Here is a 16,925-nt window from a genome sequence, read left to right as displayed (position 1 = left end):
GTCATGATGAGGTTCCCTGGCTTGTCATACGGGGTCGGTGCCCCTTGCAACTGTTCGGGTGTCATCGAATGACAGGGCCTTGCTCACCATCGGACTGCAATGTCCGCTTGTCGAAACGGCATCCTGTCAATCGGTCCACGTGCCGGGAAAGGGTACGTGGACCTCTTCACATTATACCATCTCTAACAGACAAGCTTGTCGAACCACGAACCACGCTGATGCAAGCGTCCCTGCTTAAACCTTCACCGTCTGCTCAACCCTATCCACCGCCCCGAACAATTCCAGATAGCGCTTGATCTCGGCCTTGTCGCCGGTAGCTTTTTTCGGATTGTCGGAAAGCTTGACCGCCGGGCGGCCATTGGCTTCACTGACTTTGCAGACCAGCGAGATGGCATTGAGCTGATCATTAAAACGCGGGGCGCAATCTTCGAAATCATTGGTCAAATTGGTGCCCCAACCAAAACTCATGCGTACTTTACCCTTGAAGTGATGGTAGGTCTCCTCGATGGTCTCCACATCGAGCCCATCGGAGAACACCAGAAGCTTGCCGCGCGGGTCTTTGCCCTTTGAGCGCCACCAGGACAGGATTTTTTCGCCGCCCTCAATGGGTGGAGCGCTGTCAGGGCGGAACCCGGTCCAGTCGGCGACCCAGTCCGGTGCATCGCGCAGGAAGGCTGCTGTTCCAAAAGCATCAGGTAGGACGATCAGCAGATTGCCGCCATAATAGCGGTTCCAGTCCTGCAGCACCTTATAGGGTGATTTCAGCAATTCCTCTTTCGTGCGGCTGAGGGCTGCCAGAACCATCGGCAGTTCATGCGCATTGGTGCCAAGTGCTTCCAGATCGTTATCCATGGCCAAAAGCACATTGCTGGTGCCGGTAAAGGCATCACCGATCCCTTCCTTCAGCGCTTCGACGCACCAGCGCTGCCACAGGAATGAATGGCGCCGCCGCGTGCCGAAATCGGAAATCCGGATGTCGGGCAGGGAGCGCAGGCGCTCCACCTTGGTCCACATCTTGGCCTTGGCGCGAGCATAGAGCACATCAAGCTCGAAACGGCCCATTTTCTTCATCGCCGCCCGTGAGCGCAGCTCATTGATGATGGTGAGCGCCGGGATTTCCCACATGGTCGTGTACATCCACGGGCCATAGAAATTCAGTTCATACTGACCGTCGCGCTTGGTCAGCTCATATTCCGGCAGTTGGAAATTTGTCAGCCATTCAAGGAAATCGGGCTCAAAGATCTGTTTCTTGCCATAGAACGTATTACCGCCAAGCCAGATCATTTCCTTCTTGGAGAAACGGATGGTACGCGCATGGTCCAGCTGCTCGCGCAGCTCTTCCTCGTCAATCTCATCTCCCAGCCGGACACGGGTGGTCCGGTTGATCAGGGTAAACGTCGCATCGACTTTCGGATAAACGCCCCAGATCATCTGCAACATCAGCAATTTGTAGAAATCCGTATCCAGCAGGCTGCGGACAATGGGATCGAGTTTCCATGTGTGGTTGAACACGCGCCGTGCAATGTCGGTCTTGGTCGCCATTGAATGCTCTCCTTACGGAATTTCCGCCCGCCATGTTGCACGGCAGAAACCGGTCATCAAGCGGAACCGGTCATATCCGGCTAAATTCCGCAGTCAGATGATATGCGATCCTTGCATTAAATCTTTGTAACCTCACACTTTTGTCATTAACGGCGACATCAAAGCGCTTTATTCTTCGTTGTAATCAACCTTTCGCGCCGGGATGCGCTTTGGGATATAATCATAAATATGGTGGTGCTGGCTCTGCCTCATGCGGAACCGGTCTTTTTGGAGTGATGTATGAAAGTCTGGAAACAGCTTGTACTGGTTGTTGTGGTCCTCGCCATTGCTGGCGCTGGGTGGCTATACTTTTTTCCAGGTGCATCCAATCTCTTCAAAAAAGCGGGCGTTGACAAGGTTCTGACTGCAGACAAGCCCGCAACGTCAGGTGGACAGGGCCGAAGCGGACAGGCGGCGCCGATTGTGGTTGTGCGTGCCGCTGACGAAGCCAAGATCAATGACAAGCTGTCGGCCATTGGCACCGGCAAGGCAAAAAGCTCGGTTTCCGTCACACCATTTGCCGCTGGCCGCATGAACGAAATTCTGGTCACCTCAGGTACCAAGGTCGAGGCAGGGGATGTGATTGCCCGGCTCGACGCCGAGGCCGAAGCCATTGCCGCCGACAAGGCACGCACCATGTTGAAGGACGCGCAGACAAAACTGAAGCGCGCTGAAAACCTCAGCACCACCAATACGGTCTCCGCCGTGCAGGTGTCCGATGCTGGTCTGGCCGTGGATAATGCCGGGCTTGATGTGCGTGAAGCGGAACTGGCGCTGGACCGGCGTGACATCAAAGCGCCAATTGGTGGCATCGTCGGCATTCTGCCAGTGAGCGCGGGTAACTACATCACCACAACAACGCAGATCGCCACGATTGCCGATCGCAGCGATGTGCTTGTTGATTTCTGGGTGCCGGAACGTTTTGCTCCTGCGGTCAAGGTTGGGGCTGCCGTTACGGCCACCTCCGTTGCTCGGCCGGGTGAGACGTTCAACGGAACCATCAGTTCCATCGACAATCGTGTCGATCCTGATAGCCGTACCCTGCAGGTACAAGCCAAGATCACCAATCCGAATGATGCGCTGCGCGAAGGCATGGCCTTTCAGGTGACCATGGGCTTTGCCGGTGAAACCTATCCGACAGTTGATCCGCTGGCGATCCAGTGGGGCACGGATGGTGCCTATGTCTGGAAGATCGTGGATAATAAGGCGCAGCGTGTTTCCGTGCGCATCATGCAGCGCAATACAGCCTATGTTCTTGTGAATGCCGAGATCAAGCCAGGCGACCTTATCGTCGCCGAAGGCGTGCAGGCGGTCCGTCAGGGCGGTACTGTCCAGATCAAGGGTCAGCCCGCCAGCCAGACAGATTCCGGCTCAAAACCGCTGGCTTCTGTCGGCGAACAGGGCTGAGGTGCGACGTGAGCAATTCGCACGGACAATCCGACTCCAATTTCACCGCTCTTTTTATCCGTCGTCCTGTACTGGCGCTGGTCCTGAACGTATTGATCGTGGTGGCCGGGCTTGCTGCCTTTTACGGTGTTGATATCCGCGAACTGCCGGATGTTGATCGCCCTGTTGTAACGGTAACGACGACCTTTGAGGCAGCGGCTGCCGAAACCGTTGATCGTGAACTGACAGCGGCCATTGAGAGCGCCGTGTCGCGTGTATCAGGCGTCAAATCCATTTCTTCAAGCTCATCCTTCGGCACCAGTCGTGTAACGGTAGAGTTCAATGATGGAGTTGATCTCAACGTTGCCGCAGCTGATATGCGCGATGCCATCAGCCGCATCACCAACACGCTACCTGAGCAGGCGGACCCGCCGCAGATCGTCAAGGCCGATGCCAATGCAGATGCGGTGATGCGTCTTGCGGTAACATCGGACACTATGGCGGTCGAGGACATGACGGTGCTGGTCGAAGACCAGATCGAAGATGTGCTTGCATCGGTTCCCGGCGTTGCCGATGTGCAGGTCAATGGCAATCGCAGCAAGATTTTCCGGATTGATATTGATCAGGGCAAGCTCGCAAGTCTCGGTCTGACCGTCGCCAACGTGCGCACTGCGCTCGACACCATGGCTTTTGATACACCTGCCGGCCAGATCAACAGCAATGCGCAAAGCATTGTCGTTCGTGCCACGGCCCCGATTGTGACGCCTGAGGATTTCGAAAACATCATCATCAAGGACCGCACCAAGATCCGGGATATCGCGACCGTGACGCTTGGTCCCGATATTGGTACGTCGACACTACGCGCCAACGGCAAGACGGGCATTGGCCTTGGCATTATCCGGCAGGCGCAGTCCAATACACTCGATATATCCAAGGGCATTCGCGAAGCCGTTGCCCAGCTGCAAAAGACTTTGCCGCAGGGTGTCGATATCCGTGTGACCAGTGATGATGCGGAGTTCATCAACGGCGCCGTGCACGAAGTGGAAATCGCGCTTGGCGCTTCTGTTTTCATCATCATCCTGATCATTTACCTGTTCCTGTGGGACATCCGCGCGACGCTGATTCCTGCCGTCTCCATGCCGGTCGCGCTTATCGGAACCATCTCGGCCGTGTATCTGGCGGGCTTCTCCATCAACATTCTAACGCTGCTGGCGCTGGTATTGGCAACGGGTCTCGTGGTTGATGATGCTATCGTCGTGCTCGAAAACATTGTCCGGCGCCGTAATCAGGGTATGGGACCGCGCGCGGCAGCTGTGCTTGGAACACAGGAAGTGTTCTTTGCGGTTATCGCAACGACCGTGACGCTTGCCGCGGTGTTTGTGCCGCTCTCCTTCCTGCCGGGTCAAACGGGCGGTCTCTTCCGTGAGTTTGGTTTCGTTCTGGCAATCTGCGTGCTGCTTTCTGCCGTTGTTGCACTTACGCTTTGTCCGATGCTGGCATCGCGCCTGCTCTCGGCAAGTGAAGCGAAACATGAGGATATCAATCATTCTCCGGGCCTTGTCAGGCGTGTTGGCGGGTTTTTCCTCGAAGCCTACAGGCGCATGCTGCATGGCTGTCTGGCCGCTCCGTGGCTTGTCGTTCTGGCATCGCTTTTGTTTGCCGGTGCCGCCTTCGGTGCGTTTTCGCTGCTCAAGCAGGAACTGACGCCGACCGAAGACCGCGCCGCCGCTTTCCTGCGCATCACGGCACCACAAGGTGTCAGCCTCGAATATCTCAACGATCAGATGCGCCAGATCGAGACTTTGATCCAGCCGATGCGTGATTCCGGCGAAATCCAGAACACGTTCTCCATCGCCGGACAGAACGGCAACACCAATCGCGGCTTCATGGTCCTCAGCCTCGCCACATGGAAAGAGCGCCACCGCAGCCAGCAGGAAATTCTGACTGATGTTTCCAAGCGCGTGCGCAACATTCCGGGTATTCAGGTCTTTGCCGCCCAGCCCAATTCGCTCGGTATTCGCGGTGCGGGCAACGGCTTGCAGTTTGCCATTGTCGGCACCAACTATGCGGACCTCGGATCAACCGCAGCCAAGATCGTCTCGGCACTGGAAAAGGACCGGCGTTTTGACCGGCCGCGCCTGACCAATGAACCGACACAGCCGCAGCTTTCCGTTTCCATTGATCGCGAACGGGCTTCCGACCTTGGCATTGATATCACCGGTCTCGCCGAGGCCCTGCAATCGGTACTGGATGGCTACAAGATTGGTTCTGTCTATATCGAGGATCGCAGTTTCGACGTTAAGCTGGTCTCCACCACCAATCCGATCAATGATCCGACTGACCTTGAAAATGTATTCATGCGTACCAGCGATGGGCGTTTTGTGCCGATGTCGACCATCGCCAAACTGACGGAGGTGGCTGTGCCGCCCGCGCTGACGCGTGAGCAGCAGATGCGCTCCGTTGCCATCACGGCGGCCCTCAGCCCCGACTTCGCACTGGGTGATGCCTACAAGGTCGTGCAGGAAGTGGCCGCGCCCATGCTGCCGCCGGGTTACCGCATCATTCCTCTCGCTGAAGCTGCGACACTGGGTGAAAACTCCGCCAGCATGTTCGTCACCTTCGGTTTTGCTATCCTGATCATCCTGCTCGTGCTGGCCGCCCAGTTCGAAAGTTTCATCAGTGCCGTTATCGTCATGGCCACGGTTCCTCTCGGGCTCGCCTGTGCAGTCTTTGCCATGATCCTCACCGGCACCAGCATGAACGTTTATAGCCAGATCGGGCTGGTGCTGCTTGTCGGCATTATGGCCAAGAACGGCATTCTGATTGTTGAATTTGCCAATCATCTGCGCGATCAGGGCCGGAATGTGCGCCAAGCCATTGAGGAAGCGGCCAATATCCGTTTGCGCCCGGTTGTAATGACCATGCTCTGCGCCATTCTCGGCGGCGTTCCTCTGGTTCTTGCCAGTGGCGCCGGGGCCGAGGCGCGTATTGCCCTTGGCTGGGTCATTGTGGGTGGTCTGGGGCTTGCCACGGCCTCAACGCTGTTCCTGACGCCGGTTGCCTATCTCCTGCTTGCCGGGTTCTCCAAACCCAAGGCAGAAGAGGAAGCGCGGCTGGAGCGGGAATTGCTGGAAGTGGTTTCGCAACCGCCATTGCCTGCCGAATAGAACGGATCGTCTGGACAAGCAAAAGGCGGGGAGCAATCCCCGCCTTTTTCGTTTCTGCCCTTTGCCTTACTTTGCGGCGTCGGTGACCTTTGTTGTCCATGCGCCTTCCGGCTTCTTGGTGATGACGGGGTCTGAACCGCCGCCAAGCAATGTCTCGACAGTGCGCTCGGCTGCCGCCACATCGAGAACCCCGGTCGAGCCCTCCGTCAGCTTGTTGATCTCAGCCACCATGCGCTTCTGGTGCTTTTCTGTCTGGGCGCCGCTCGCATCATTCTCAAGCACGATATTGGCTGCTTCATCCGGATGCTGGYGGGCATAGTCCCAGCCCTTCATCGAGGCTTTGACGAAGCGGGCGAGCTTCTCGACCATCTTCGGATCATCAAGGCTCTTCTGTAAGACGTAGAGTCCGTCTTCCAGCGTGGCGACCTTCTCGTCCTCATATTTGAAGGTGACAAGTTGATCAGCCGGAATGCCCGCATCGATTACCTGCCAATATTCATTGTAGGTCATGGTGGAGATGCAGTCGGCCTGCTTCTGGATCAGCGGATCGACGTTGAAGCCCTGCTTGAGGACAGTCACGCCATTTGGCCCGCCATCGGTTTTGAGGCCAAGATGGTTCATCCACGACAGGAATGGATATTCATTGCCACCGAACCAGACGCCGAGGGTCTTGCCCTTGAAGTCTTCAGGCTTGGTGATGCCGGTTTCCTTGCGGCAGGTCAGCATCATGCCGGAACGCTTGAACGGCTGGGCGATATTGACAAGTGGCAGGCCCTTCTCGCGGGTTGCCAAAGCCGAAGGCATCCAGTCAACCACCACATCGGCGCCGCCACCGGCGATCACCTGCGGCGGGGCAACATCGGGGCCACCCGGCTTGATCTCGACGTCAAGATCAGCTTCCTTGTAGAAACCCTTGTCCTTGGCCACGTAATAGCCGGCGAACTGGCCTTGGGTTACCCATTTCAGCTGTAAGGTCAGCTTGTCGGCTGCCAGCGCAGAGCCCGCCATCAGCAGTGTCGCCAGACCCATTGAGAGTGCAATCGTTTTCTTCATGTTTCAGTTCTCCTCTTTTCTTGTTTTTAAGTTCTGTAGGAAGGATGCCAGAATGTAACGGCCCGCTCGATAAGGGTAATAAGCCCGTAAGACAGGGAACCCGCAAGCGCTGCCACGAAAATTTCCGCCCAGACCATATCGACATTCATGCGTCCGACTTCTGCCGAGATGCGAAAGCCCATGCCGACAATGGGAGAGCCAAAGAATTCCGCAACGATGGCGCCAATCAATGCCAGTGTCGAATTGATCTTCAGCGCGTTGAAGATGAATGGCATGGCGGCGGGCAGGCGCAGCTTGAACAGGGTCTGTGCGTAGCTTGAACCATAGGTCTGCATCAGGTCGCGTTCCATCGCGCCGGATGCGCCTAGTCCTGCCACCGTGTTCACCAGCATCGGGAAAAAGGTCATGATGACCACGACGGCGGCCTTGGATTCCCAGTAGGACCCGAACCACATCACCATGATGGGTGCTATGCCAACAACAGGAAGAGCGGCGACAAGATTGCCGATGGGCAGCAGGCCCTTGCGCAGGAATGGCACCCGGTCAACGAGGATAGCTGCAAGAAATCCACTGCCGCATCCAATGGCATAACCGGCGATGGCGGCTTTCAGATAAGTCTGCTGGAAATCCGCCCAGAGCGTCGGCACAGAGTTCGAGATGCGCCCGGCGATCATGGATGGCGGCGGCAACAGGATGCTTGGTACGCCGAAACCCCTGACAATGATCTCCCAGAGGATCAGCAGCCACGCGCCGAAGAGAACAGGCAAGGCGAGATTGACAACGCGCTGCGCGTCCGGTCGGGCTAATTTCAGGCCGGCGAGATTCTGCACGCTGAACCATGCCAGCAGCCAGGCTGATGCCACCATGCACCAATAGCCGATTGAAGGGCCTTCTGGTCCCATAGAGTGGAGCAGACCGATAAGACAGAAGGGAATGATATGGACGAGTATAAGCAGCGCAATCAGCGATGAGGCCGACACGCTGGTGAAAAGCGCCACCGCCGCCGCGACAAACAGGATAACCGGTGTCGAATAGGCAAGCGTATCCTGAACATCGCCACCCGACGATATTAGCAATCCGCCAATAGCAAGCAGGAAAGCTGAAATGGCCAGCGGCGAGCGGGAAATCCTCATGGGCGTACTCCCATGCGCCGATTGACGAGCGTGGCTACCAGCCCAATCAGGCTGACGAGAATGGCAGCCATCAGTGCCGCCGCAATCAAGGCGGCCCAGATTTGCACCGTCTGGCCGTAATAGGAGCCTGCCAGCAGCCGCGCGCCGATCCCTGCGACTGCTCCTGTCGGCAGTTCGCCGACGATGGCGCCAACAAGGCTGATGGCCACGGCAATCTTCATCGAGGTAAAGAGATAGGGCATGGAAGCGGGCCAGCGCAGTTTCCAGAACACCTGCGCTCTTGAAGCATTATAGGTGCGCATCAGGTCAAGATGCATAATCTCGGGTGAGCGCAGGCCTTTCACCATGCCGACAGCAACGGGAAAGAACGACAGGTATGTGGAGATCATCGCCTTGGGCAAAAGCCCGGTGATATTGACGGCATTCAGCACCACAATAATCATCGGCGCGATGGCAAGGATAGGCACCGTCTGCGAGGTGATGATCCATGGCATCAGGCTCTTGTCCAGCGTGCGCGAATGCACAATTGCAATGGCAAGCAGGATACCGAGCAGCGTTCCAAGCCCAAAACCCAGCAGGGTCGACGAGAGAGTTACGCCGACGTGGTAGACGAGGCTGCGCTTTGATGTCGGACTGATATCGAACACAGTCTTGCGGATTTCCTCGGCGACCTGATGCGGAGCAGGCAGGACCGGGCGCTCCTGCGCCATGGTATTGGCAATCAGCTGGCGGGTCGAAATCTCGGTATTGGCGCGCGCTGCCTGATCACGCTCGAATGGCGCGTTGAGAATGACGGCGAAGCCATACCAGAGCACGAGAATGGCGATGAGCACCGTTCCGACAGGTATCACGCTGTTGCGGATAAAGTTCATGGGTGCGGCCCTCCAACCGGGCGCTGCCATCGATAGAGAATATCCGGCAAATGTTCCTCATTATCGCCATCGGTGCGCCGAACCTCGCTAAATCCTTCCCTGAGATAGAAAGCTTGTGCGCCGTGATTTTCCACAAAGGTCCAGAGTTCTATCGGCCCGGTTGCTTCCTGTTTGGCGTGGTCCAGCAGCGCCTTGCCGATTCCATTGCCGCGATGGTTCCGGTGAACATAGAGCGCGTTGACGATATTGTCTGGTGAGAGGGCTACCATTCCGGCGATGGCACCATCATCGTCGGCGACAAAGACCTCGTACTTTGCAAAAACAATGTCCTGATAATATTCGGCGACGTCCTCTTCCGTATGTACCCGCGGCATCCATTCGGTTGTATCAATCCATGCATTGACGATTGCCGCACAGTCAGACATGTCACGCAATTTGGCAGCGCGTATCGTGGTCATCATCTGCCCCGGTTGATCATGATGCACCAGACCATGGCATTACCATAATGCGTGGTTCGACAAGCTCACCATGAGGGAGAGGGTTGGCTGCAATGATAGTCGCCAACGTTGCAGACCTTGACGCCCATTCATCACAACTCTCCCTCATGGTGAGCTTGTCGAACCACGCACCACGATAATGCCAACTGCCCATGTCATTCTCCATCATAGGAATGACCATGGCGCAGGCCCTCGCGAACCCGGTGTGCGATTTCAAGAAACGCCGGTGTCTCGCGAATATCGAGCGTGCGTTCAGTGCCGAGATTACAGTCAATAATCTCGTGAATTCGGCCCGGACGCGGGCTCATTACGACGATTTTCGTTGAGAGGAACACCGCTTCGGGAATGGAATGTGTAACGAAAATCACAGTCTTCTGCGTTTTCGCCCAGAGCTTCAACAACTGTTCATTGAGATGATCGCGGACGATTTCGTCGAGTGCACCGAAAGGTTCATCCATCAGCAGCATATCGGGGTCGAACGAAAGTGCCCGCGCGATGGAGGCGCGCTGCTGCATGCCGCCTGATAGTTGCCATGGGAACTTCTTTTCAAAACCGGAGAGATTGACCAGCTCAAGGTTTTTGGCGATGCGCTCCGCCCGCTCGGCTTTCGACATGCCCATCACTTCCAGCGGCAGGGAAACATTACCGCCAATGGTGCGCCATGGATAAAGCGCTGCAGCCTGAAATACATAACCATAGGCGCGTTTCTGGCGTGCTTCGGAAGGCGTCATACCATTGACGGAGATCGCGCCCGATGTTGGCTGCTCCAGATCGGCAATGACGCGCAACAGCGTTGTCTTGCCGCAGCCGCTTGGTCCGATGAAGGAAACGAATTCGCCGCCATTCACTGCAAGATTGATGTTGGACAGTGCGTTGACAGGCCCGTCATTGGTCTGGAAGACCAGCGACAGGTCTTTGACATCGATCACATTTTTGAGGGTTACTTGAGGCATTGCATTCATATCAACCCCATCAGACACCCGCCGGTATGTTCTTCGGATCGCGTTCCACCTTACGCGGTGCCGTGAGTTCCTTCCAAGTGGAAAGTGCGCGATTGGCTGGCGCATTGGCCTCGCGTTCGACAAAGCGTCCACTGCCCGTGGGAGCCAGCACTTCACCATCTTTGTAGGCAATCTGACCGCGTGACAGGGTGATGCGCGGCAGGCCGGTTACCTCGATGCCTTCGAACACATTGTAGTCGATGGCGGATTTCTGGGTTTTGGCTGAAATGACTTTTGATGCCTCAGGGTCCCAAATGACGATATCAGCATCCGAGCCTTGCAGGATTGCACCCTTGCGCGGGTAAATGTTGAGAATACGGGCAATGTTTGTGGATGTTACAGCCACAAACTCATTGGGCGTCAGGCGGCCGGTGCGAACACCTTTGGTCCACAGAACAGGCAGGCGGTCTTCAAGGCCGCCGGTGCCGTTCGGAATCTTGGTGAAGTCGCCAACTCCAAAGCGCTTCTGTTCTGTTGTGAAGGCGCAATGATCAGTTGCCACGACCTGCAGGCTGCCGGAGGCGAGGCCAGCCCACAATCCGTCCTGATGGCTTTTGTCGCGAAACGGCGGTGACATCACGCGCCGCGCCGCATAGTCCCAATCCTTGTTCTTGTATTCGCCTTCATCCAGCGTCAGATGCTGCACCAGCGGTTCGCCATAAACGCGCATGCCTTTCTGGCGTGCACGGCGGATCGCTTCATGCGCCTGCTCGCAGGACACATGCACGATATAGAGCGGCACGCCTGCCTGATCGGCAATCATGATGGCGCGGTTGGCGGCTTCACCCTCGATCTCAGGCGGTCGGGAATAGCCATGAGCCTCCGGCCCGTTATTGCCTTCGGCCAGAAGCTTCTGCTGGAGATGGGCGACCACATCGCCATTTTCCGCATGGACCAGTGGCATGGCACCGATTTCGGCACAGCGCATGAACGAGGCGAACATCTCGTCATCGTCCACCATCAGCGCGCCCTTATAGGCCATGAAGTGCTTGAACGTATTGATGCCGCGCTCAACCACCTTTGGCATCTCGTCAAAAATTTGTTTGTTCCAGCCTGTGATGGCCATGTGGAAGGAATAGTCGGTGCGCGCCTTGCCTGCCTTCTGGAACCAGTCCTGCAAGGCCGCAAGCAAGCCGTCGGCGCCGGGCAGGACGAAATCCACGACCATGGTCGTTCCACCGGCCAGCGCTGCGGCGGTGCCAGTATCGAAATCGTCTGAAGAATGCGTGCCCATGAAGGGCATTTCGAGATGGGTGTGCGGATCAATACCACCCGGCATCAGATAGCAGCCCGTCGCATCGATAATTTCATCGCCGGAAAGATCAGCGCCGATCTGGGCGATGATATCGCCGTCAATCAGCACATCCGCCTTGTATGTGCGGTCGGCGGCAATGATTGTCCCGCCTTTGATCACTTTCGTAGCCATGTGTTCGTTCCCCTTATTGGTCTTTTGTCGAACATGTTGCTCTGTATGAACGGTTATCCGGTCAGGTTTCAATCACCGCCGTTTCCAGAACAGCATGCAGAAGGACATCCGCACCGGCGGCCGCCCATTCCTTGGAAATTTCTTCATCTTCATTGTGGCTGAGTCCGCCGACGCAGGGGCACATGACCATGGCTGTCGGGGCAACCCGGTTGACCCAGCACGCATCATGCCCGGCACCGGAAATAATGTTGCGATGGCTATAGCCAAGCCGCTCGGCTGCATTGCGCACGGCGGTCACGCAGCCCTCATCGAAGGTAACCGGATCAAAATGCCCAGCTTCCTCGATTTCGATTTCCAGCCCCAGCTCCTTGGCGATCGTCGGCGCCTTTTCCTCAAGCTCGGCCTTCATCGCGTTCAATGTCTTGATATCTGGCGAGCGGAAATCGACGGTGAAAACCACCTTGCCGGGAATGACATTGCGCGAATTCGGATAAACGTCGCAATGGCCGATCGCTCCGACAGCACTTGGCTGATGGGCCATGGCAATGGTGTGGACGAGTTCAGTAATGCGCGCCATGCCAAGCCCGGCATTCCGGCGCATGGGCATCGGTGTAGAGCCCGTATGGCTGTCTTTGCCGGTCAGTGTGATCTGTAGCCACCACAATCCCTGTCCATGGGTGACAACACCAATATCCTTTCCTTCGATTTCAAGGATAGGTCCCTGTTCGATATGCAATTCGAACAGTGCATGCATCTTACGGGCGCCGACGCCCTCGTCGCCCTTCCAGCCGATGCGCTCCAACTCGTCGCCAAACTTTTTGCCCTTGGCATCTTCGCGCGCATAGGCCCATTCCTGCGTATGAATACCGGCAAAGACACCTGATGCCAGCATGGCCGGAGCAAAGCGTGTGCCTTCCTCATTGGTCCAGTTGACCACGACGATGGGATGCTTGGTTTTGATGTTGAGATCATTGAGCGTGCGGACCAGTTCCAGCCCCCCAAGCACACCGAGAACGCCGTCATATTTGCCGCCGGTCGGCTGGGTATCGAGATGGCTCCCGACATAAACGGGTAGGGCATCCGGGTCCGTGCCTTCGCGATGGAAGAACATATTGCCCATGGTGTCGACGCCCATGGTCAGGCCAGCCTTTTCGCACCAGCTCTGGAACAGACGCCTGCCTTCGGCATCCTCGTCGGTCAGGGTCTGGCGGTTATTGCCGCCACGCAGACCCGGCCCGATCTTTGCCATATCCATCAGGCTGTCCCAGAGACGGTCGCCGTTGATCCTTAGATTTCCAGTGAGCGCCATGTGACAGCCTTTCGATTATGCGAGGTTCTTGAGAACATCGGCCAATGTATCGAAGAGATGTTCGATCTGGCCCTTGGTGATGATCAGGGGTGGTGACAGCGCAATGATATCGCCTGTCGTGCGGATGAGAACGCCCTTCTCATAGGCGTCAAGGAATGCCTGGAAGGCGCGTTTTGTTGGCGCACCGGGAATAGGTTCCAGTTCAATCGCGCCGATCAGACCAAGGTTGCGGATATCGATGACGTGCGGCAAACCCTTCAAGGCATGCAGCGCATCTGCCCAGTAATCCGCAAGCTCCGCCGCACGGGTGAGCAAGCCCTCTTCCTCATAGGTGTCGAGTGTTGCCAGCGCCGCCGCACAGGCGACCGGGTGGCCGGAATAGGTATAGCCATGGAACAGCTCGATGGTGTTCTCAGGAGCAGTCATGAACGCATCGTAGATTTGCTTGGAAGCAAACACTGCGCCCATCGGGATCACGCCGCTGGTAATGCCTTTGGCCGTGGTGATGAGATCGGGAACCACGCCGAAATAGTCAACGGCAAAAGGCGTACCAAGACGGCCAAAACCGGTGATGACTTCATCGAAGATCAGCAGGATATCATTCTTGGTGCAGATATCGCGCAGGCGTTTCAGATAGCCTTTTGGCGGAATGAGGACACCGGTTGAACCAGCAACAGGCTCAACGATGACAGCGGCAATGTTCGAGGCGTCATGCAGAGCGATGATCTTTTCCAGATCATCGGCAAATTCCGCGCCATACTCAGGTTCGCCGCGGGTAAAGGCATTGCGCGCCAGATCATGCGTGTGACGGATATGATCGACCCCGCCAAGTGCGTTGCCAAATGCCTTGCGGTTGCCTGAAATGCCACCAACGGAAATGCCACCGAAGCCGACGCCATGATAGCCGCGCTCGCGGCCGATCAGTTTGGTCTTGGTGCCATTGCCTTTGGCCCGATGATAGGCGAGGGCAATCTTGAGTGCCGTATCGACCGATTCCGAACCTGAATTGGTGAAGAATACATGATCAATTGGCGAGGGCAGCATGGCGGCGAGGCGTGCGGCCAGTTCGAAGACTTTAGGATGGCCCATCTGGAAGGCGGGCGCATAGTCGAGTTCGGCAACCTGCTTCTGCACAGCTTCGACGATCTTCGGGCGCGAGTGACCGGCATTGCAGCACCACAGCCCAGCGGTTCCATCGAGGATTTCGCGGCCATCGGCGGACTTGAAATGCATGTCCTTGGCACTGACCAGAAGACGTGGATTTTGCTTGAATTGCCTGTTTGCCGAAAACGGCATCCAGAACGCCTCGAGATTGTTGGTGCCCAATCCCAATGCCGATTTCGACATGTGACGTACGCCTCCTGATTTGCGGACATTGCCGCTTGTTTTGTGTTCCCGAATGATTGAACCTGTGGTGCAATCAAAAACTTGACTAGTTGGTCAAAATGCAGGCTAGAAGAGCATAGGAAGCCGGTCAAGCGCTTTATGGGAAATAAGGGTGGTTCCGGGATGCGACGAAAAAGCCGTCATGTCCAGTACCAAGAAGGGGTGAGGAGCATGGCAAGGGCAACGAAGAAAAAGACCAGCGAAGCGCCGGAAAAGACAACGCGGATTCAGGAAATCAACCGCCGTCTCATCCTTGACGCCGCCCTTGATGTTTTTTCCACCTATGGTTTTCGCGGCACCACCATCGATCAGATCGCCGACAAGGCGGGGATGTCCAAGCCGAACCTGCTCTACTATTTTCCGCGCAAGCAGAATATCTATGTGACGCTGCTGGAGGAGACGCTGGAGGAATGGCTTGCACCGCTTGCAGAGATTGATCCCGAGGGCGATCCGATCGAGCAATTGCGCAAATACATCACGGTGAAAATCCGCATGTCGGAAAGCCACCCGGAGGCATCACGGCTTTTTGCCAATGAAGTGCTGCATGGCGCACCGGCTATCAGCGAATTTCTGAGCAAACATCTGAAGCCGCTGGTGGATGACAAGGCGGCGGTTATCCGCCGCTGGGTGGGCGAGGGCAAGCTTGCACCGGTTGATCCCTATCACCTTATTTTCATGATCTGGGCCACCACCCAGCACTATGCGGATTTCGACGTGCAGGTCCGCGCCATTATGGGCAATCAGGTTGGCCGTCCGGGTTTCCGCGAACAGACGGCGCAGGCGGTTTTAAGCATTATTTTGAATGGTATTCGCCCTAGGCTGTGATTGGTGATTTGCATTAACATTGTGCGCCCTTCGACAGGCTCAGGATGAGGCAGAGGAGTGGCTGCAAAGCTAATCGGAAACGTTGCAGAATATAGCTCCCTGCAACCCACCCATMTCCCTCATCCTGAGCCTGTCGAAGGGCGCACAATGTTAATGCAAATCACCAATCACATGATTTCACAGCAAATTGACAGACAGAAATTGTGCATTGCACTATTGTTACATCGCGCTGCAATATTGGTTATAGCGCCTGTCTTGTCAGCAAGGCCGCCCCTGATATCCGGAGATAACCCGTGAAAATATCCGATGTTCGTTCCGCCTATGCCATGCCGCTTACCAACCCGTCCTATCCGCCGGGACCCTACCGTTTCATCAATCGCGAATATGTGGTCATCACCTATCGCACCGATCCGGAAGCACTGAGGGCAGTCGTGCCGGAACCGCTTGAGATCACGGAACCGGTCGTCAAATTCGAGTTCATCCGCATGCCCGACTCCACTGGTTTTGGTGACTATACCGAGTCCGGTCAGGTCATCCCGGTCCGCTTCAACGGCAAGGATGGCGTCTATGTTCATTCCATGTATCTCGACGATGACGCCCCGATTGCGGGCGGGCGCGAAATCTGGGGCTTTCCGAAGAAACTGGCCAGCCCGAAAATCACCCATGAGGGCGAGACCATCCTTGGTACCCTGCACTATGGCAGTGTCCTCTGTGCCACCGGCACCATGGGCTACAAGCACAAAGCGGTCGATCATGATGCCGTGCTGAAATCGCTATTGCTGCCGAATTATCTCATCAAGATTATTCCGCATGTGGACGGCACGGCACGCATCTGCGAACTGGTTCAGTATCACCTGCAGGATATTGATCTGAAGGGCGCATGGACTGCCCCTGCCGCGCTGGAACTCCATGCGCATGTCATGGCTGATGTCTCGCGTCTGCCGGTTCTGGAAGTTCTGTCAGCTTCGCATTTCATTGCTGATCTGACATTGGGACTTGGGGAAGTGGTGCACGACTATATGACTGAATAGCCACTGTTGGTTGTGCAAATCGAGGTGTGTGGTTCGTGGTTCGACAAGCTTGTCTGTTAGAGATGGTATAATGTGAAGAGGTCCACGTACCCTTTCCCGGCACGTGGACCGATTGACAGGATGCCGTTTCGACAAGCGGACATTGCAGTCCGATGGTGAGCAAGGCCCTGTCATTCGATGACACCCGAACAGTTGCAAGGGGCACCGACCCCGTATGACAAGCCAGGGAACCTCATCATGACACAGTTTGATCGTTTT

The 16,925-nt window shown here is 56.3% G+C and carries 13 protein-coding genes; 4 read left to right on the top strand and 9 right to left on the bottom strand.

From position 1 onward, the window contains the following. Positions 1-234 precede the first annotated feature (234 nt). Complete coding sequence (gene pncB, locus AB4Y96_RS25835; RefSeq protein ID WP_441920836.1) at positions 235-1,542, bottom strand: nicotinate phosphoribosyltransferase; 1,308 nt, start codon at positions 1,540-1,542, stop codon at positions 235-237. 279 nt (positions 1,543-1,821) lie between these two features. On the opposite strand from pncB, the gene AB4Y96_RS25830 reads away from it, so the two are divergent. Both AB4Y96_RS25830 and AB4Y96_RS25825 read left to right on the top strand, forming a co-directional pair. Beyond that, positions 1,822-2,988 carry an efflux RND transporter periplasmic adaptor subunit gene (locus AB4Y96_RS25830; protein ID WP_441920834.1) on the top strand — a complete coding sequence of 389 codons (1,167 nt, stop codon included), beginning with the start codon at positions 1,822-1,824 and terminating at the stop codon, positions 2,986-2,988. A gap of 8 nt (positions 2,989-2,996) precedes the next feature. Next, positions 2,997-6,134 carry an efflux RND transporter permease subunit gene (locus tag AB4Y96_RS25825; protein WP_441920833.1) on the top strand — a complete coding sequence of 1,046 codons (3,138 nt, stop codon included), beginning with the start codon at positions 2,997-2,999 and terminating at the stop codon, positions 6,132-6,134. A gap of 66 nt (positions 6,135-6,200) precedes the next feature. Here AB4Y96_RS25825 and AB4Y96_RS25820 read toward each other — a convergent pair whose 3' ends face one another. From AB4Y96_RS25820 to AB4Y96_RS25785, 8 genes are all read right to left on the bottom strand, one after another. Further along, positions 6,201-7,187 carry an ABC transporter substrate-binding protein gene (locus AB4Y96_RS25820; RefSeq protein ID WP_441920831.1) on the bottom strand — a complete coding sequence of 329 codons (987 nt, stop codon included), beginning with the start codon at positions 7,185-7,187 and terminating at the stop codon, positions 6,201-6,203. Between the two features lie 26 nt (positions 7,188-7,213). Beyond that, entirely contained in the window at positions 7,214-8,320 is a 1,107-nt protein-coding gene (locus AB4Y96_RS25815; RefSeq protein ID WP_441920829.1) for an ABC transporter permease, read from the bottom strand. Next, positions 8,317-9,192 (bottom strand): ABC transporter permease, encoded by an 876-nt coding sequence (locus AB4Y96_RS25810; protein ID WP_441920827.1) that lies wholly within the window; start codon positions 9,190-9,192, stop codon positions 8,317-8,319. The genes AB4Y96_RS25815 and AB4Y96_RS25810 overlap by 4 nt, the downstream gene beginning before the upstream one ends. Further along, positions 9,189-9,650, bottom strand: coding sequence for a GNAT family N-acetyltransferase (locus AB4Y96_RS25805; protein ID WP_441920825.1), 462 nt, complete (start codon positions 9,648-9,650; stop codon positions 9,189-9,191). The genes AB4Y96_RS25810 and AB4Y96_RS25805 overlap by 4 nt, the downstream gene beginning before the upstream one ends. A 194-nt stretch (positions 9,651-9,844) precedes the next feature. Continuing rightward, on the bottom strand, positions 9,845-10,642 hold the full coding sequence (locus AB4Y96_RS25800) for an ABC transporter ATP-binding protein (RefSeq protein WP_091880164.1): 798 nt from the start codon (positions 10,640-10,642) through the stop codon (positions 9,845-9,847). A 19-nt stretch (positions 10,643-10,661) separates the two neighbouring features. Then, complete coding sequence (gene hydA, locus AB4Y96_RS25795; RefSeq protein WP_441920823.1) at positions 10,662-12,116, bottom strand: dihydropyrimidinase; 1,455 nt, start codon at positions 12,114-12,116, stop codon at positions 10,662-10,664. A gap of 61 nt (positions 12,117-12,177) precedes the next feature. After that, the gene (locus tag AB4Y96_RS25790; protein ID WP_441920821.1) at positions 12,178-13,425 is read right to left on the bottom strand and encodes a Zn-dependent hydrolase; all 1,248 of its coding nucleotides are present in this window, start codon (positions 13,423-13,425) and stop codon (positions 12,178-12,180) included. A gap of 15 nt (positions 13,426-13,440) precedes the next feature. Then, positions 13,441-14,772: an aspartate aminotransferase family protein gene (locus tag AB4Y96_RS25785; RefSeq protein ID WP_441920819.1), complete on the bottom strand. Its 1,332-nt coding sequence runs from the start codon at positions 14,770-14,772 to the stop codon at positions 13,441-13,443. Positions 14,773-14,982: 210 nt separating this feature from the next. Between AB4Y96_RS25785 and rutR the strand changes: the two genes are divergently transcribed. Beyond that, the gene (rutR, locus tag AB4Y96_RS25780) at positions 14,983-15,636 is read left to right on the top strand and encodes an HTH-type transcriptional regulator RutR (protein WP_091879139.1); all 654 of its coding nucleotides are present in this window, start codon (positions 14,983-14,985) and stop codon (positions 15,634-15,636) included. A gap of 293 nt (positions 15,637-15,929) precedes the next feature. Continuing rightward, positions 15,930-16,667, top strand: a complete 738-nt coding sequence (locus tag AB4Y96_RS25775) for an acetoacetate decarboxylase (RefSeq protein WP_441920817.1) — start codon at positions 15,930-15,932, stop codon at positions 16,665-16,667. Positions 16,668-16,925 lie beyond the last annotated feature (258 nt).

It is taken from the genome of Phyllobacterium sp. TAF24 (assembly GCF_052113785.1).
In the GTDB taxonomy this organism is placed as follows: domain Bacteria; phylum Pseudomonadota; class Alphaproteobacteria; order Rhizobiales; family Rhizobiaceae; genus Phyllobacterium.
Note: the sequence above shows the minus strand (reverse complement) of the source record. Positions and strands in the feature narration are given on the sequence as shown.